This is a genomic window from Metabacillus sp. 22489, assembly GCF_052044855.1.
Lineage (GTDB): Bacteria > Bacillota > Bacilli > Bacillales > Bacillaceae > Metabacillus > Metabacillus niabensis.
In genome coordinates, this window is the sequence record NZ_JBQENT010000014.1 from 12,190 (window position 1) to 30,924 (window position 18,735).

The 18,735-nt window shown below is 37.4% G+C and carries 16 protein-coding genes; 6 read left to right on the plus strand and 10 right to left on the minus strand.

Going from position 1 to position 18,735, the window contains the following annotated elements:
- Position 1: 1 nt before the first annotated feature.
- From ACTJJ9_RS10465 to allC, 4 genes are all read right to left on the minus strand, one after another.
- Complete coding sequence (locus ACTJJ9_RS10465; protein ID WP_145582439.1) at positions 2 to 1,159, minus strand: amidase; 1,158 nt, start codon at positions 1,157 to 1,159, stop codon at positions 2 to 4.
- Between the two features lie 52 nt (positions 1,160 to 1,211).
- Positions 1,212 to 2,528: a uracil/xanthine transporter gene (locus ACTJJ9_RS10470; RefSeq protein WP_145582440.1), complete on the minus strand. Its 1,317-nt coding sequence runs from the start codon at positions 2,526 to 2,528 to the stop codon at positions 1,212 to 1,214.
- Between the two features lie 69 nt (positions 2,529 to 2,597).
- A complete protein-coding gene (locus ACTJJ9_RS10475; protein ID WP_145582441.1) occupies positions 2,598 to 3,842 on the minus strand; it encodes a pyridoxal-phosphate-dependent aminotransferase family protein in 1,245 nt (414 codons plus the stop codon).
- Positions 3,839 to 5,104 carry an allantoate deiminase gene (gene allC, locus ACTJJ9_RS10480; protein WP_145582442.1) on the minus strand — a complete coding sequence of 422 codons (1,266 nt, stop codon included), beginning with the start codon at positions 5,102 to 5,104 and terminating at the stop codon, positions 3,839 to 3,841. The genes ACTJJ9_RS10475 and allC overlap by 4 nt, the downstream gene beginning before the upstream one ends.
- Positions 5,105 to 5,311: 207 nt before the next feature.
- On the opposite strand from allC, the gene ACTJJ9_RS10485 reads away from it, so the two are divergent.
- Positions 5,312 to 6,934, plus strand: coding sequence for a PucR family transcriptional regulator (locus ACTJJ9_RS10485; protein ID WP_145582443.1), 1,623 nt, complete (start codon positions 5,312 to 5,314; stop codon positions 6,932 to 6,934).
- 159 nt (positions 6,935 to 7,093) lie between these two features.
- On the opposite strand, the gene ACTJJ9_RS10490 is transcribed toward ACTJJ9_RS10485, so the two are convergent.
- Both ACTJJ9_RS10490 and ACTJJ9_RS10495 read right to left on the minus strand, forming a co-directional pair.
- A complete protein-coding gene (locus ACTJJ9_RS10490; RefSeq protein ID WP_440768653.1) occupies positions 7,094 to 7,447 on the minus strand; it encodes a hypothetical protein in 354 nt (117 codons plus the stop codon).
- A 42-nt stretch (positions 7,448 to 7,489) separates the two neighbouring features.
- Positions 7,490 to 7,864, minus strand: coding sequence for a class I SAM-dependent methyltransferase (locus tag ACTJJ9_RS10495; RefSeq protein WP_440768654.1), 375 nt, complete (start codon positions 7,862 to 7,864; stop codon positions 7,490 to 7,492).
- A gap of 340 nt (positions 7,865 to 8,204) precedes the next feature.
- On the opposite strand from ACTJJ9_RS10495, the gene ACTJJ9_RS10500 reads away from it, so the two are divergent.
- Genes ACTJJ9_RS10500 through ACTJJ9_RS10510 form a run of 3 tightly spaced genes read left to right on the plus strand, consistent with a single transcriptional unit; the run spans position 8,205 to position 11,769 of the window.
- The gene (locus ACTJJ9_RS10500) at positions 8,205 to 9,560 is read left to right on the plus strand and encodes a spore germination protein (protein WP_145582444.1); all 1,356 of its coding nucleotides are present in this window, start codon (positions 8,205 to 8,207) and stop codon (positions 9,558 to 9,560) included.
- Complete coding sequence (locus ACTJJ9_RS10505) at positions 9,557 to 10,651, plus strand: GerAB/ArcD/ProY family transporter (protein WP_145582445.1); 1,095 nt, start codon at positions 9,557 to 9,559, stop codon at positions 10,649 to 10,651. Before ACTJJ9_RS10500 ends, ACTJJ9_RS10505 begins: the two co-directional genes overlap by 4 nt.
- Positions 10,648 to 11,769, plus strand: coding sequence for a Ger(x)C family spore germination protein (locus tag ACTJJ9_RS10510; RefSeq protein WP_145582446.1), 1,122 nt, complete (start codon positions 10,648 to 10,650; stop codon positions 11,767 to 11,769). The genes ACTJJ9_RS10505 and ACTJJ9_RS10510 overlap by 4 nt, the downstream gene beginning before the upstream one ends.
- A gap of 125 nt (positions 11,770 to 11,894) precedes the next feature.
- Here ACTJJ9_RS10510 and ACTJJ9_RS10515 read toward each other — a convergent pair whose 3' ends face one another.
- On the minus strand, positions 11,895 to 15,308 hold the full coding sequence (locus ACTJJ9_RS10515) for a glycoside hydrolase family 2 TIM barrel-domain containing protein (protein WP_145582447.1): 3,414 nt from the start codon (positions 15,306 to 15,308) through the stop codon (positions 11,895 to 11,897).
- Positions 15,309 to 15,549: 241 nt separating this feature from the next.
- On the opposite strand from ACTJJ9_RS10515, the gene ACTJJ9_RS10520 reads away from it, so the two are divergent.
- Positions 15,550 to 15,870: a DUF3784 domain-containing protein gene (locus ACTJJ9_RS10520; protein ID WP_249922082.1), complete on the plus strand. Its 321-nt coding sequence runs from the start codon at positions 15,550 to 15,552 to the stop codon at positions 15,868 to 15,870.
- Positions 15,871 to 15,943: 73 nt separating this feature from the next.
- A complete protein-coding gene (locus ACTJJ9_RS10525) occupies positions 15,944 to 16,243 on the plus strand; it encodes a TIGR04104 family putative zinc finger protein (RefSeq protein ID WP_174880084.1) in 300 nt (99 codons plus the stop codon).
- A gap of 212 nt (positions 16,244 to 16,455) precedes the next feature.
- Here ACTJJ9_RS10525 and ACTJJ9_RS10530 read toward each other — a convergent pair whose 3' ends face one another.
- The 3 genes from ACTJJ9_RS10530 to ACTJJ9_RS10540 form a co-directional block, all read right to left on the minus strand.
- Positions 16,456 to 16,776, minus strand: a complete 321-nt coding sequence (locus ACTJJ9_RS10530) for a hypothetical protein (RefSeq protein WP_145582448.1) — start codon at positions 16,774 to 16,776, stop codon at positions 16,456 to 16,458.
- A 426-nt stretch (positions 16,777 to 17,202) separates the two neighbouring features.
- Positions 17,203 to 17,826 (minus strand): YesL family protein, encoded by a 624-nt coding sequence (locus ACTJJ9_RS10535; protein WP_145582449.1) that lies wholly within the window; start codon positions 17,824 to 17,826, stop codon positions 17,203 to 17,205.
- A 30-nt stretch (positions 17,827 to 17,856) separates the two neighbouring features.
- A complete protein-coding gene (locus tag ACTJJ9_RS10540; protein WP_145582450.1) occupies positions 17,857 to 18,735 on the minus strand; it encodes a carbohydrate ABC transporter permease in 879 nt (292 codons plus the stop codon).

Below are 18,735 nucleotides of genomic sequence, written 5' to 3' on the forward strand. Positions count from 1 at the left end.
CTTATTTTTCACCATATAATTTATTTACCCAATGTAGTAGCTTACGATCATTGTTTTGATTAGCTATAAATGATAGCCCTAGTGGTAAGCCATGAACGTTTACCGGAACCGTCACCTGTGGTAAACCAGCCAAGCCAGCAATACAAGTTAATTGCATCGCTCTTGCGCGATACTTGTCAGCTTTTTCTCCATGCAAATTTAATAACGGGGCTGCACCAGGAGCAGTTGGAATGATAAGAATGCCATCATTACCTAAAAGACTTGATAGATCCTGAATAATTTTTTCCCTTAATAGAATTGGCTCGTTGCATTCAAGTTTATTCAACGTACTTGCCCATTGAAATCTTTCGGCAATTCCTGGTCCAAATGTAGGGTTTTCTGCTTGAATCCATTCGCCATGCTCTTCCCAAATCTCTATGCCTTGGAGGATACGAAACGTGTTAGCCCATTCATCAAGACCTTCAGCGGAGATCTGCTTCCACTCAGCATTGTCCGTGTTTTCAATCGTCGATAATAATGCTTGTTTGTCATGCTTCTTCAATAACGCCCATGCGTCCTCACCTAATAAAATTTGCTGAAAGCATCCTTCTTCGCTTTGGTCATTAAGGAGAACATCTCCTACCTTGATTAATAAATTGAGGTCCTTTGACATCCAGCCAACGGTATCAAAGCTTTTTGCTAATGGGATCACACCTTCAATTGGCACTACTCCATGCGTCGGTCTGAACCCATAAATTCCACAATACGATGAAGGAATTCGTACAGAGCCACCTGTATCTGTTCCTAATGAAAAATCAACTAATCCAGCCGAAACTGCAACAGCTGACCCACTTGAGGATCCTCCTGGTATCCTCGTTTTATCTATCGGGTTTACTGGTGTACCATAATGAACGTTTTCCCCGTTTAAGCTATACATAAGTTCATCTGTATGAACAGTTCCCGTTAGCTTTGCACCATGATGGAGGAGCGTTTTTATGACTTTTGCATGATCAGTTGCATATTCATGTGTTCGATACCAATCAGGATTTCCCGCATGATTCCTATAACCTGCAATAGAAAACACATCTTTAACAGCAAAAGTTAACCCGTTTAACCGTCCACTTCCTGTTGGTTCTACTATAATCTTTTCATCAACGAATGCATTCCATTTATCTGACATTTTCATAACCTCCACCAAATTAGATTTGCTCTATATGCTGTTTTTTAAATCTTTAGCTTAAAAAGAGCCGTTTTTTCTTTCGATATTGTTTGAATTTAATATTTTCTAGTAAAATCGATAATAAAATCCCTATTAACAAACCATTGCTCATTAACGGACGATTAAAGGAAGGAATTGATTGAAAATAGGACAAAGGAAAGGTCATAAAAATAACTCCAGTAAATAATGGTATGCCTAAGCGATAAAGATTCGCTGTCGTTAAAGTAATTTGCATAAAATACTGGAGCGAGGATTGTAAAAGCCGTAAATATGCAACAAATAACACTGCGCTTCCAACACTTAAAGGTAATTTTGCCATGAACTGGCTAACCTGAGGTATGATACCCATTGCCATAAACATCGCACTACCGAGAATAAAGGGAAGTATTTCGATAATCTTCGTTTGCCGAAGTAATCCGATTGATGAAACATATGGTGCAAATGGAACAAGCCCTAATATTCCCGCGATAATCGTAAACATCCCACTAATTGTAAATGAACGTCGAAATTCATTTGTTGTCGTATGTGATTGATAAATTGAATCTGTTCCTATTAAAGCGCCAAATGTATTTGAGGTGTTAAGAAAGCCAGCAACGATGACAGTGAAAATAATCCCTAAATCAATGGAAGGCGTACCGAGCGGAAACAATTCGATGACCATTTTACCAGCCACATCAATCCCCTCTCTATTTAACAACAGTTCAAACAAAACCCACCCAACAATAATTCCGGTTAGTAAAGAATACTTCCTAATTATCGGCGTTGCTTTCAAACTTATGACCATAACGATGCCTGCTATACTGCAGGAAAGAAGAAAAACAGGCAGATCAATTTCCCCCGTTTTTTCTTGCCCTCCGAAAGGTATGCCTAGCATCCCTTGTAGAAAGATCGTATTCAGCCTACATCCTAACAAAAACATAAAAACTGCCATCACACCAGAATTAAATAGCTTTGAAAAATAGGGAGCTAGACCACATAATCCGATCAATATCGTCAAGATTCCCGCAAGAATAACTCCAACAGCAAGGCTACCCCCAAGAGATGCAAGCGACATCCCTTGGGAGGGGGCCGCGTAGCATAAGCTTAGAATAACTCCCCACCATAGTCCAGACTGCCCTTCCATCACTGAACGTTTATGTCCAGTAACTGCTTGTAGCATAGATGCTAATCCTGTAAATAGAAATGAAAATTGCAGTAATGTAATGATTTTTTCCTGAGGGAGTTGGAAGGCAGCACCGATTGTAATCGGAATCACAACTGTATTTGTAAATAGGAAAAAAAGCCATTGCAGCCCTGCTAGCCAAGGTTGTAAATTGAAAAGCCGTTTCATATAACCACCTTCTAATCGCTTAGAGAAATAGCATACCGCTACAAAAGCCTCGCTATTTTTATTCTTTCCCTATGATTTCACGACGATATTTTTACTTTCGTAAACATTTAAGGCTGCTTGCAAGGCATTTCCTGCTTGAACCTTCACTTGATGGCGAAGCAATACAGCTTCAAGAGCTGCTAAAACAAATAAGATATTTTCCTTTCGACAGCTGTAGCCCATTGTCCCGATGCGCCAAATTTTCCCGTGTAATGGACCAAATGAGCTAGCAATTTCAATTCCAAACTGATGTAAAAGCATCATTCTGACAGATTCACCATCAACACCATCCGGAATTTTCACACAGGTTACCATTGGCAGCTTCCATGGGACATCATTAAATAATTCTAATCCCATAGCCTTTACTCCTTCGATTAATGCTTTTTCGTGAAAACGATGTCTAGCAAACCTTTCTTCAAGCCCTTCCTGCAGGACGATTCTTACCCCCTCGCGCAAAGCATAAAGCATCGAGGTTGCTTCAGTATGGTGATTCAATCTTCTCGGTCCCCAATAATCCTGAAGCTGGCTCAAGTCAAAATAATTACTACGGATCGGATTAAGCACATCCTTCTGATCCGCTTCAGTAGAAATTCCTCTTTCAACCTTTTTTCGCGCTGCCACTACCTGTTCAACGCGGGCATTATACGTAATCGGCGCCATACCAGATGGAACGGATAAGCATTTTTGCGTGCCTCCGATAACTGCATCTAATTGCCATTCATCTACTTTTACGTCTGTCCCACCAATCGTAGCTACTGCATCAACAATACATAGAACGTCAAGCTCACGGCAGGCTGGACCGATCTGGTCCAACGGCTGCATACAGCCTGTTGATGTTTCACCGTGAACAATCGCCAGTACATCCGGCTTGACACGTTTCATTTCCTCGATGATTACCTCTTGCTCGAATACTTCTCCCCATTCACATTCGATAATATGGATTTCCGCTCCATTCCGTTCCGCAATTTCCGTTAATAAATGTCCAAATCTCCCGTAAATTGGAATCAATACTTTATCACCTTGTTTAATTACACTGCATAAAACAGCCTCAAGACCAGATCGCGATGTTCCATCAATCGGAAACGCCCACTGATTTTTCGTTTGAAATACGTCCCTTAGCATTTCCATTGTTTCATTCATTAGTTGTGTAAACGCTGGGTCAAACTGACCTAATATGGGCGTGCTCATCGCACGAAGCACTCTCGGGTCAACCTCAACAGGTCCTGGTGTCATAATCGTTCGTAATGGTGTATTGATTTCATGAAACGTACTCATTCGAAATTTCCTCCTTCATAAGCTAATTTATATAAAATCTTGATTAATAGTTGAATTCCTCTTTCTAGATCCTCTGTTTTCGTAAATTCGTTCGGGGAATGGCTAACCCCATTTTTACTTGGTACAAATAGTAAAGAGGTTGGGCAAAATTCCCCAAATATTTGCGAGTCATGGCCGGCACCACTTGTCATTTTTTTGTATGGAATTTGCTCTTTTATTAGTAAAGCCTCTGAAATGCTATTCAGCTTTTCAGACATTTTTACCGGTTTCTCCTTCATCCAATTATGAACCGTTACTTCTGTCTGGTGCTTGCTTGCAATCAATAAAAATTGCTCAAATATAACCTGGCAAAAAGATTCGAGAACATGCTCATCACGATGACGGATATCAAGAGAAAATGTAATCGCGCCTGGAATGACATTCGCTAGATTTGGCTCGATAACCATTTGTCCAACCGTAGCTACTAAATCAGGAGATGTTTCCTTTGCTTTTTTCATCACATATTGAATAAGCTCTGCAGCCGTATGCATCGCATCCTTGCGCCATGACATCGGTGTTGTCCCAGCATGATTACTCTCACCGATTACCGTAACATTGTATCTTCTTTGACCGACGATATGACTAACGATCCCAATCGATTTCTCTTCACGTTCCAACATTTCACCTTGTTCAATATGCAGCTCAACAAAGCATTCAAGATCATTGCGTAAAGACTGTTGGTAGTTTCCTTTCCCAAATCCCGCTTCCTGCATCGCTGTGACAAAGGAAATCCCTTGTGAATCAGTCAAATGTTCGATATCGTTTATCGTCTTAACACCAGTAATACTTCCTGAACCCCAATATGTCATCGGAAAACGACTTCCCTCTTCCTCACATAATGAGACGACCTCGATATTTTTTTTCGGTTGCCCGTAATTCTCATATAAATATTGAAGGGCAATGATCCCTGCAATTATTCCGTACGCACCATCATATTTACCGCCATCTATTACCGTATCAATATGCGAACCTGTTAAAATTGTCGTATTACTTTTTGTATAAGCTGGCAATCTACCAAATAAATTACCGACATCATCATAATAGACTTCAAGTCCAATCTGTTTCATTTGTTTTTCTAACCCTTGCTGTGCAGCCTGCCAGCTAGACGAATACAACGGTCGAGTGACACCGTTTTTTTCGCTTTTACCGAATGATGCGAGCCACTCGACCATTTCTTCGATTTGCTCAAAAAACGTAGGTGTTTTCGTTTCATCTATAATCAATCGAATCCCCCTCTATATCGTAAATCATTTTTCTTATGTTATAATTCTTTACATCATCAGGAATATAAATCGATTGTAAAAGAAAAACATCGTAAAATCATTCACATAAATGTAGAATATTTGGTCATTTCATTGTATAAATTAACTAAAATTTTGCTTGATTGATAATCTGTTATGTAAATCATCCTTACAAGGGAGCGAACATGAATGAAATTATATGATTTATTAAAGCTGCCAATTTTTAACGGGGCAACAATTGCTGCTGGTGAAAACGGTATTTCACGTGAAGTTAATACGGTAAATATGATGGATGCGCCTGATATTATTCATTTTTTAAAGGAGCATGATTTACTTGTCACAACCGCCTTTCATTTTAAAGATGACCTAGAATCATTACTGTGCCTCATTGTGGAAATGAATAAGCAAGGATGCGCTGCATTAGGCATTAAAACAAAGAGATTCATAGATAACATTCCTGAAAAAGCAATTGCCCTTGCAAATGAGCTTGAGTTTCCACTAATTGAACTGCCTGTTCAAACCTCTTTAGGGGATATTGTTAATCAGTCTTTAAGCTACATTCTTGATATTCGAACAAACGAACTCCATCAAGCAATGCAAGCACATCAACAATTTACAAATGATGTTATGAGCGGGCAAGGGATCGAAAAAATTTTAAAAAGCCTATCCTCTCTTATAAATTTTCCGGTTGTGTTATTAAATCATCATCTACGGCCAATCGATAAGCTTGTAAAGAAAATCACATTTTTAGAAAGTCTAGAAAAAATGGTGATAAGAGGGTATTCGTTCCATTGGCCAAAAACAATGATGTCTAGCTTTTCTTTGTTAACTGAAACGAGAGATACAATTACCCTTTTCCCTGTTTATACACATAAAAAGCAGTTCAGTTACCTTGCAATTATTGGATTCATCCCCTCAACAGACAGATCAACGATTTTAACGATTGAACAGGCAACAAATGTCATCGCATTTGAGCTGATGAAAAAAAATGCCTTAAACCAGCATTCAAGACGGATTCGAAATGAATTTTTTACAAAGTTCATTAATCAAACATTTTCAACAAATGAAGAGGTAATCAGCAGAGGACTCGAATTTGGCTTACAAAATGAGCAAAGGTATCTTTGCATCGTAGGGGATATTGACATACAGGACAAAAGCACACGGGCGCTTCAATTTCAGTCTGAGCAAGAGCTTATTTATGAAACGATCGAAGCGGAAATAAAGTCTTTCGAGCAAACGATTCATATGTTTACGATTGACCGTTCATACATACTTCTTGCTGAGCTAGAACGAAACTGGAAAACGGTTGAGGCTTCTTTTCTTCATTTACTCGAAACGATTCAATTAAAAATTTCAACCCATTTTCGCCAAAGCATTTCCTTTGGAATAAGCAATTATGCTGAACAGCTTCTCCACATACCTGTTTCATATAAGGAAGCATTGGATGCGTTATACTATGGAAATATGTTAGGGAAAAAACAATTTATTGAAGTTTACCAGCCAAAGGAGGTACCTGAAATTCTTCGTATGCTCCCCTATGATCAATTAAAAAAGTTTTATGTTGATACGTTCCAAGCATTTGCCAATGAACCGAAAAAGGATCATGAGGAGCTTCTTAAAACATTATCAGTATATTTAGAAACACACTGTCAGCTTTCAGAAACAGCTAAACGGTTGTATATCCATCGAAATACCGTCATTTACCGTTTAGAAAAATGTGAAGAAATAATTGGCAGAAGCATAAAGGATCCAGAGGAAACACTCCGTTTACGTCTTGGATTTCGGATTAAAGCGTTACTTCAAGGGATATAACATTTATTTTTTTTATATACGAATGATTCATAAACAGGCAAAAAGCTCTCAATAGATGAACTGCCCCATAAACGTTAGTTCGATGCCTAGCTTTCTTGGATCAGATTCATTGACGAGAAGCTTTTTGTTTGCAGTGTACTCCTTCAATTACCAAAGGCGTTAATTCGCAACTGCTTTTACGATTATCGCTTCACCTTGGAAGGAGATGACTTGGTTATTCTCAATTACAATCTTAAATTTTGTTTTTATTTTTTCAGAAGCATTCGCGATATATTTGTTTAATGCATTCTTTTCTTCCTGAGGGAGGTTCATGCGATTGCACCATGTGTCAAATTGAAATGTTTTTACAAAACGATGCCATTCAACTATTTCAAATCCTGATAATTCAAGCATCTGAATCCATTCACTCTTTTTCCAAGCTCGAAAATGACTGTAATCTCGAGTTTTTTCGATGTAATTATAAAACTGATCAAGATCATTGTCCTCTGGGACAACATTATCAATAAGTAACAACTGTCCGTTTTGCTTTAATACGCGCTGAACCTCGGAAACAAACTATTGCACATTCGGAAAATGATGTGGAGCAATTCTACATGTAACGAGATCAAAAACATCATTAGAAAATGGTAGATGTTCAGCGTCTCCTTCGATATATTCAACATTCTCATTCCGATTGTTCTTTATAAAGGTTTGAGCCGAGTCTAACCTTTCTCGTGTTAAGTCTAGGGCGGTAACTTTTTTTACATGAGGTGCAAATGCATTTGCGGTATGGCCACCACCTGTTGCGACATCGAGTAATAATTCATCTCCAGATATTGTAGCGATCTCAAGGAGCTTGTTGAGATCCTTCCCATCTTTATGAATCGGACTATGAACATATGATTCTGCACTTTTACTAAATTGTTGCTGAACTGCCTTTTTAATATTCATGACTTACCCTCCATTCACTTTTATATCTTTACTATATAGCTAATATCTCATAAAGAAAATGAATGTTATTTTATAGATAGTCATAAGGAAAACTTATTCCTTATTACTGGATATAGCATAGTAGCTTTTAAAAAAATAAGGCTGTTGTTTTTTAAGCATTTTGTTGATTAGAATAGATAAATCTTGTCATCTCAATACACCCTCTCTTCATGCCCGTTCTTCCCTTTCTAAAAACACATAATTAAATGTATGAGGATTGTTATTCAGGTAAAGATATACATAAAAATTCCTTAACAATTAAATCCTTAAATGAAGGAAAAATCTACTAGGAGAGCATTTGATGCAATCAACAAAAGAATCTCGTGAGACATTGGACTGGTTAGCAGAACAATTAAAGCCATCTAATGATTTCGTATCAAAGCCCTTACATATGGATGAAAAACATATGGAGCTTTTATACATCAAGACAGTTATCGATGGAGACAAGCTCCAGCAGCTTATTATAAAGCCCTTTTTTGAATTGGTTAACGATTTGCATGTAGAAGCATATTTGAACTCACTTCCTAACGTACAGGACATAAATGGTAAAGAACAAATTGCACTTGAATTAACGAAGGGTAGCGTTGTTGTTGCCATTCGAGATCAGCTGGTCTTGTTGGATATAAAAAAGGTCAACACAGATACGGTATTGCAAACAAGTATCGAACCAACGATTCAAGGACCGCAATTATCTCTAAGTGAGGATATCTCGACAAATATCAATCTTATCCGCCAACGCTATCACAAACCATCGCTAACAGTAGAGATGATGGAAATTGGAGAAAAAACCCATCAATCATTAGCAATTATTTATGATGAAGACGTTGTCCTAAAGGATGTTCTTGAACGTATTAAAAGAAAGCTAAATTCCCTTAAAATACCTGCAATCCAATCAACATCAGAGCTTAACCGTTTATTAAACGAAAAAAAACGCTCGTTAATGCCTATTATGATGTTGACCGAGCGAACGGACCGGGTCGTCTATAATCTTGCTGGCGGGAAAGTGATCCTTTTACTTGATGGTGGGCATACGACTGTTATGGCACCTGTCGTGTTTATGGATTTTATGACCTCGATGGATGACAAATACCAATCTTATTGGATTACGAAATTTTTGAAATTCCTCCGCTATTTTGGCTTGTTTGCTTGTTTAACCCTTCCTGGATTATATGTAGCAGCTACTTCCTACAATCCAGAGGTTTTCCGGGTGGAGCTTGCCCTTACGATTGCTGGAAGTCGTATTGGTGTGCCATACCCTTCGTTTATTGAGGTTTTATTTATGCTTATTATTATGGAGCTATTGACTGAAGCAAGCATACGCCTGCCAAAGGCCGTTACAGGAACGGCTACGACAGTTGGAGGATTAATTCTCGGACAAGCTGCAACCGAAGCAGCGCTAGCCTCAAACATAATGATCATTCTTGTCGCAGCAGTCGCCATCTCAACCTTTGTTATTCCGATCAATGAAATGAGCTTTGCCATTCGAGTTATTCGTTTTATCCTTTTAGCCTTCGCGAGTTTCGCTGGCTTGGCAGGATTGGTATTTGGATTAATTTGGCTACTCATGTATTTAACCCAATTGGATAGCTTTGGGCAACCATATTTCAAAATCTATCTTCAAAGCAAGCGTTCAGAAACGAGAGGATCATCAACATGAACCGTTACTTTTTTTACCTTGTCTTTGTTAATATGATCGCAAATGTTGTTTCCTCTGTCCCAAAAATTTTAATCGGACAAAGGATGAATGGTGCAATCATTTCCATGGTCGTGTCCTATATTTTAGGACTCGCCTTCTGTTATATTTGTGCCCGCTTTTTTAATCTTTTTCCAGGGCAAGGGCTTCCTGATTTGACGAAAAAATATCTACCTCGCTGGCTATCAGGTGCAATTGTTCTTGTCTTTGCGTCCACTTGGTATATTGCAGGTCTTATCACCTTAGTCACCTTCACGTTTTTATTAAATCGGTTTTTAACACCTGATATGCCTTTACTTTGGATCACCTTTACCTTCCTGCTCTTTCTTACGTATGGAATCTTAATGAACAGCAGGAGCGTTCTTTATACGATTGAATTTGTGCTTATTTGCTGTATACCGATTATTGCATTTATTACACTAAAAGCTTACACATCTCCTGAGCTTAACTGGGATTTCATAAAGGAATCATTTATGTATATTAATCATTATCCTAGTTATACTGGCATCTCTGCCTCCAGCTATTTATTATTGGGAGGATTCAATCTTATTATCTTTAATCGTTTGTTTAAAAGGAACCAGCAAATCAATTGGAAAAACATGCTTATCATAGGCTTTTTTGGTGGTGTATCACTTGTTACGACATATTTTATCCCAATTGGAATGCTTGGTTTTGAAGGTGTTAGTGATATTGTATACCCTTGGATTACAACGAGTGATACTTTACGCTTAGAATTCTTTGTAGTAGAGCGAGTCGTATATATCTTCCTCCTACTCTATTTAGCAATTTCATTCTTAAGTGTTTTGATTCACTGGCATGTTACGTTGGAGTTATTAAAAAGCGTGATGTCATTTAAAAGGTTAAAATGGAAAAAACGAAACCTTACACCTTATTTATTTATCGTCATTTTTTGGCTTGGTGCCTTTGCTACCGTTTCTTATTTAACAGAATATGAACTGACAACCTATACTAGCTACTTTCTCAATTACTTACTTAGTTCGTTTGCTGTTATGTTTACCCTTTTTTTCTATATTAAAAGGAGGGCGAAGGTTTGAGATTTTCTGTTTATCAATTTCGCAGATCGATTTTCATCACGATTATTGCACTTTCATTGGTCCTCCAATTTGGATGTGGGTTTAAAGATATTGATAAAAGGATTTTCGTCCTTTCTATAGGAATTGACCATAGCGATAATGATGAAAAGCCGTATAAAATAACACTTAAACTCGCTGTTCCCTCAGGATCGATAAAGGAGACTGGTGCAAAATATACATATCTCACAAAGGAAAGCGAATCAATTGCATCTGCCGTTCGTCTATTAAAATCACATGTTGATAAGGAACTCGATTTTGGTCATGCAAAGGTCATCGTTTTTGGGGAAGAAATTCTTAACCATGACATGAATGAAGTAATTGACTTTTTTGTTCGAAGAAGAGATATCCAAAAGATTTCATGGGTTGCTGTAGGAAATCCATCAGCTGAAAGCGTTCTGAAAACCGAACCATCCTCAGAGAAGGCAGGCTCACATGCTTTGTTTAATTTTTTTGATGAAAATGGAGTGGAAAGCGCCTATATCGTCTCTACTTATCTTTTCGATTTTCAAAGGAGGTTGTCTGAGAAGGGCTATGATCCAATTTTACCTGTTTTCAATTCAAGTGAGGACAAGAAGAAAATAGTCGTAAATAGCTCTTCCCTTCTCGCAAATAAAAAAGAACCATTAAATTTGTCCCCTGAAGAAACAAAACTATATAATGTAATGGCTAATAATGTTGAAAAACTGAATCTCACCATAAAAAGAGATGATCTTCTCTTTACCGTTTCGATCGATTCATCAAAAACAAAATTCAAGCTCGATACAGCTGCTAAACAAAAGCCTGTTTTAAAAATGGATGTGACGATGAAAGGGGTTATGGAAGAAGCAAATCAGCCAATGAACCCTAAAAAACTATCTACCTACAGTCATTATGCGAGTAAGGAAGTGGAGAAGCAGTTAACAGAGTTATTAACAATGCTTCAGGAAAATGATGCCGATCCGATCGGGTTTGGCCTTCGATATCAAGCTTCTAAGCTACATACGGAAAAAACGTATAAAGAATGGCGGCAGATTTATCCTGAGCTTTCCTTTGATGTACACGTAAAGGTCTCGATTATGAGCACAGGGATAGTTGAATAGAAAATGACAATCTGCTGATGTTTGTGGATATTATCGTAAGAAATAGTTGTCATTATTGGGAAAATAGAAAAATCCTTAGAAAATTAAGGTTTCTAAGGATTTTTCTTTTTTTCATTCAATTGTTCCTACCTTTCAAAACGGAACCAGGCAAAATCAAATTGACTTCCTGGAAGAAAGATGAATGTGACCTTTTGTTCACCCGTGATTTTTTCCAAATCGTATACCCTTTCAACATATCCATCTGAATGGGTAAATTCAACGAGCTGATTGCTTTCTCCATTTTCGTTTGCAAACCGAATATGAATAGTATTTTTATCAATCGGTGAACGACCTGAGACAACAAGCTTTGTTGCTCCTTCAGTGGTAAAATCCATCTGGTCATATTCTAGGGAAACATTATTACCGATCCCTTCGATATTGTCTTCTGTTTTCGTAAACGTATCTCCATAAATATGGTCACAGTCGATTGCACGATTTTGTTCAAAGGCTCTATTGTATTTCTTAAAAGAAAAGCCTTTAATGTGAACCTTATTGAGGAGGACAAAGCAGATGGAGCTAATCCCTGTTAGTCGCTTCTTCAAGCGGTAGGTTTCCTCCTGATACACATTCCATTTTGATTCCTTCTGATAGATAACATCTGCTAAGAGCTCACTGCCATTTTCACCAGGCATCCCTTGCCAAATCTGCAAAGAATATTCCTCATCTGTTAATGCAAAGATTGGAATCGTTATTGTATCTGAGCCGTATGGACCAAAGTCAATATTTCTAAAGCCGACTTGTGTTTCACCATCACGACTTGTAGCTACACCACGCTCGTTTCCACTCCCTAGCTCACCTTTACTATAGTCATACAGTCCAGCAGAGATAAATTCATACGGATTTTTATATGCAGTTCCAAGCCCTGTTGCTTTAAATTCAAGCTGTGAAATCAATCTTGTTTTATCTCCGCCATTTTTACTTGTACAACGAAGTCGGAACTCTCCATCACCAAATGCGCTCACTTTCGCTTCAAGACCATTCGCTTCAACCTTTGCAATGTTTGAGACGATTCCAGAATCATTGACAACACTCCATTCAACTTCTTTATATGAAGTATTTTCCGGATATAAATGTGCCCTAACATTGATTTCTTTCCTCGTTTCATCGATTAATTGGCCATGCTCACTAATAAGTTCAATTTTTCGTAACGGGATTTCCTCTTCGGTTCCTAAAACAATTGGTAAAGGTTGATTGCTCATCATTGCTGAAATCCCTTCTATGTTCTCACCTGAAGGAAGCGCTTTATATTCAGCTTTACATGATTCGATCCCTTGTGAACTTACCTCAATTTGGATGAAGCCCGGTTCTACTGTTGCGGCAATAATTGCCATAAGCTTGCCACTAAACAAGCGTCGGCTTTGCCCTTTATACTGATCATAATCCGTACTATCGCCATTATCTAGTCCGACTAAACGACCTGCTCCTGTTACGTTAACAAAGACGCGGTTAGTAGCATTTTCAACGAGATGTCCGTTCACATCCTCCATCGAAATTTCAACGAAAATCAGATCAGTCCCATTTGCAATTAACTGCTCTTTATCAGCCTGCACTTTAAGTCTCTTCGCATCACCGAATGATTTTTTCACATCTGTTGCAATCACATTTCCTGCTTCATCGTAGGCTATTGCCTGTAGTTCCCCTGCTTGATATGGAACTTTCCACCACCCTACTAGCTCTTTCCCCCGACAATGGTCGATATCATAAGCACCAATTGTTTCCCCATTAAGCTGGAGCTCAATTCGTGGTGCATTTGAACACACTCTTACATCGATTAGCTGACCATCGTTAAAATCCCAGTACGGAAAGATATGAATCATTGGGTTTTCTTTATAATTCGTCCATGCTGCCTGATAAAGATGAAACGAATCCTTTTTAAAGGTTGCTGTATCAAGCTGTCCAAAATATGAGTTTTTCGTATGATAAGGTGTTGGCTCCCCAATGTAATCAAAGCCAGTCCAAATAAATTGACCAAGGGAAAACGGTGTATCTCTTTCAGCGAGTATGCATGCCTCTGCTGATTTTGCTCCCCAGCTTGTCGTACTATTTCCAAGAGCTGAGCATTGTTCATCATCATCTGTAAGAATCGCTTTTTCAAATGGAAAATGATAAATCCCTCTGCTTTGAACTACTGACGCCGTCTCACTCCCATATATAATCCAATCCGGATGCTCGTTATGATGCTTTTGATAATATTTTTCTGCATAATTATAGCCGGCAAGCTTCACAATGTCGGCACATTTCTGCGCATTTTCCCATGGCATATAATTTGAACCAATCGTTACGCTCGCATTGCCCTTTGGATCATATTTCTCTACATACTCCTTCAGTAGCTTTGTTATTTCCTGCCCACGCTCATCGACATGTGTATCATAAATCTCATTGCCAATGCTCCACATAAGCAAGCTCGGATGATTCCGGTCACGCAGAACCCAGCTTTTCACATCGGATTCAGCCCATTCTTTAAAAAATCGTGCATAATCATACTTCGTCTTTGGCCTTTCCCACATATCAAATGCCTCTGAAACGATAAAAAATCCCATTTCATCAGCTAAGTCCATAAGTTCAACTGCAGGCATATTGTGCGCGGTTCTAATTGCATTTACACCCATTTCTTTCAGCAGCTTAAGTCTTCTTTTTAAAGCAGCTTCATTAAACGCAGCACCTAATGCCCCTAAATCGTGATGCTCACAAACACCATTTAATTTCATTTTTTGCCCATTTAACAACATGCCTTCATTCGGATCAAGTACGATTTTGCGGAATCCGAGATTTTGCGAGATTAATTCAAGTACTCTTCCGCCCTCAGTTTCTAACTTCGTTATTAGCTTGTACAGATTTGGCTGTTCAGGACTCCATAGCAAAGGATTTTCAATGATTAACGTTTGTTGATTTACTAGTTTCTTAGATTGATTTGGAGCTAGCGTATCCGAAATTGTCGCAATCACTTTGTCATTATCGACAATTGTATGTGTAAGAACAAGCTCCTCTGTCACATTCAATTCGGTATCGATTTCAACGTGAAAGCGTGAATCTTCTTGTTTTGTATGAACATAAATTCCATTTGTTGCGATATGACTTTCTTCGCGTGTCTTTAGCCAAACATTTCGATAGATTCCCGCACCTGAATACCATCTGCTGTTCGGACTTTGAAAGACAACCTTGACAAGAACTTCATTATCTCCTTCTTTTAATGCATCTGTAATGTCATGCTCAAACGATGAGTAACCGTATTTCCATTCTCCAACAAATTGCTGGTTAACATAAACAGACGAGTCCATATAAACACCATCAAACGATAAAAGAACTTGACTGGCTTCTATTGGCCTAGAAAACGTTTTTCGATACCAGCCGATGCTATTTTCATATAAATCTAACGTATTATAAATCAACCAATCATGTGGAAGGTCGACTTGTTGAAAATTCAAGCTTGAATGCTCTGTAACCTCTAAACTACTTTTTGCGAATTCCCATCCGTCGTTAAACAGTATTTTTTTGTTCATTAAATATACCCCTTTTTTTGCTTCGTTTTAGAAACTTTTAATGACGAGCAATTTTAATTAGTGCAACTTAGTTTGTTCGCTCAATTAATTAATTCAACAAGTTTCCGACCTTATCCTTTTTTTATATTCATTTTTTAAATAGTTCGCCAAATAAACGAAACATAGCATGCATTAAATACGTATAATGATTAAATACGGGTGTTTGACCAACGAAGAATTTTATAGAAAAGGAGGTTGCTCGTTGGAGATTGGTATTCTCATTATTTCAGTTCCTTTTATTATATTTGCTATTATACTTTCGAAAGGAAAAGGAGCATCCATACTTGCAGGTTATAATACAATGTCAGATAGTGAAAAGGCTCAATACGATGAAGTCGCTTTGTGCAAATTTATCGGTAAAATTATGTATGGGATTAGCTTTAGCATCATCATATTCGCCGTGAGCGAGATGTTAGAAAATCAAGTTTTATTTATTATTGGTCTTATCCTATTTTTAACTTTAATTATTTTTATGTTGGTGTACTCCAATAAAAGAGATCGATTCAAGAAGATTAATGATTAAAGAAAGTTATTGACTTATACATAAAGAACAATGGGGATTTATATTAAAAATTTCAATGAGGTGGTAGATTTTGTTGCCAAATTGCCAAAATTGTGGATCTAAGTGGACTTGGAAGGATACTTTTGTAAAAATGTTTACTTTCAAAAATAAATTAAGATGCCCCTCCTGTGAACACTTTCAGTATTTGTCAAAAAAATCAAGGAATCAGTTAAGCCTATTTGTCATGTGTCCCTTTTTGATTTGGGTACCATTAGTATCATTTAATGTACCGATTCAATATATATTTGCTGTTGAGATAGCCTCCTATTTTATTGTATTAATGAGTATGCCTTTTTTCTATAGGTTAAGTAATAAAGAGGAACCTATGTGGTAATTATGGATGAATAAACAAAAATGATAAAAACGCGTGGATATGGACTGAACTACACCTTGGTAACAATTGAGGTTCAATTCATATCCAAGCTTTTAATGTGCTATATTGCTATAAGATTCATAGGTATATCGTTAATGAACTTAATTTCTTTTAAAAACTGTCTACTCGAACGGAAGTACTTTCAACAAAGTCTATTGGTCATTTTGAAATGATTAGTAGACTTTTTCTCTCCCTTTAACAAGAAACAAAACCCACCAGACGACTATAAATATGTAACCGATTATCGTGTAAATAGACCATAAAGTCCCTTGTTGCAATTGACTAATGAAATGCTCAAATTCATTCATTCCCTCTCCTCTACCAATACTATTAAAAAAAGAAATGATAGGAACAGTTAGGGAAAAAATAATCGTCAATACAGACAAAGCTCTTATTTTTTTTCTAAAAATACTAAAGATTCCAGCTGCTAATGTTGTTATTAAAATGAAGTAATAGATTGCCCAAAACCAATTTGGTAGTGTTTCAAGCGCCATATTTCCACCTCACCACTTGGAATTAATTGGTAGGTACGTAACATATTTTAACAGAAATATAATAGAACTTAAACAGACTTATCTACATGTTCACGCAAAAATAGCATTCGTTTAGAATTACTTCGAATGCTAAAAATATTACTCCGATTATATTATTCCTTACTCCACATACATCTTTAGAGATTTTTTAGAAAAGCGTCCACACGTACTTTATCAAAATCATGATAACCCTGTGCTTGTTCCCATTTCTGAAACTGCTTCGACATTTAATGCTCTAATAATTTCTTTGATCATTGGATGAACAAGTATTATGCGCTCCTCCATTATCAAATTTATTAGTTTTACGTTGCCTCATACTAAATACATATTTTTAAAAAACAACACTACTTTTAAATGACAGTGTTGCTTTTAACTTCTATTCAAAAATTACTTCTGCTGCTCGAGCTCAATCTTCTTAAACGACCGATAACCAAACCACATAATATTTAAGCAAAATAAACTAACACATAGCAGTGGGATGAGTCCGGAAACGTACCAGTATAGGCAAAAGATGATGATGCTGCCGAAAATCATCATAAGTGTCGATGAAAGCTGAGATAATCCAATAAGAAAGGCGTATTTTACATAATTGAAAATGGAAAGGTCAAAATGAACATAGACTGGAAAGAAATTCACTATTGTAATGAAGTATAGCAAGCTTAGACAAATCATTAAAACGAATAAAATCTGAAATACTATATTAGAAGAATCTTGAAAAAAGAGAATGTCTAAACGAATGATTAACCCGATCACAAGGAACATGACACCAAACAGATTCGCCTTTAAAAATTCCTTACGGTAATTCGTCCAAAAGAACGTGAAGGCCGATTCGACTTCATTCCCGATGATCCACTTTCGTAATAATGCAAATAAGCTAACTGTTGCAGGCATGAAACCGAAGATTCCGAGACCTAAAAGGGTGAAAAGCATCCATAGTAAATTGGCATAAACTAATCGAATTATCCATTCTCCAGCTTGATAGACTACCTTCATTGCTCCATTTAATTGCATGGCTCTCTCACCCTTTCTTTTTTCTTAAAATTACCCCTTCACCGCACCAATTGCGACACTACCAATAATTCGTTTCGAAAAAATGGCAAATACGATAATGATCGGCAATACCGATAAGGCGACACCTAAATACTGGACACCATAATTCGTCCCATAATAACCTTGGAGTAATTGGACTAATAACGGGAGCGGATATTTTTCATTCGTAAACAGTAAAACTAGCGGACCCATAAAGTTATTCCAGGAACCGATAAATGAGAAAATCCCTAGTGCAGCAAGTGCTGGCATTAGCATCGGGAGAATAATCCGATTAAAGGTTTTGAACTCTCCTGCTCCATCCACCCTTGCCGACTCGATGACTTCATCAGGAATTGTGCCATCAATAAATTGCTTAACGAAGAAAACCGCAAATGCATTTGCTGCGGCAGGCAAAATAAGCGCAGCATATGTGTCAATTAAATTTAATAGGTACATAATTCGGAACGTCCCAACTAAGCCGAGCTGCTGCGGCACCATCATTGTTGCCAAAACGAAAATAAATAGAAATTTTTTCCCTTTAAATTTATATTTCGCAAAGCCATATGCATTAAGTGCACCGAAATAAAGAGTAAGTGCTGTTGAACAGCAGGAAATGATTAAACTATTTAAAAAACCTCGCCAAATATTTACGTTTTCATTCATAGAGTGATAGTTTTCAATGAGCGCATTTCCAGGTAAAAAGATAAATTTTGATGCAATATCGGCATTTGTATGTGTTCCATAAATGAGCATGATATAGAATGGAATAATACAAATTATCGCCAAGCATATGAGAAATACATGTATCAAAACATGGCTTAGCTTAATTTTTCGTTTTTTCGTGATTGCAGTTTCACTAACTGATGATTCCAGTGTGAGATTTCGCGACAT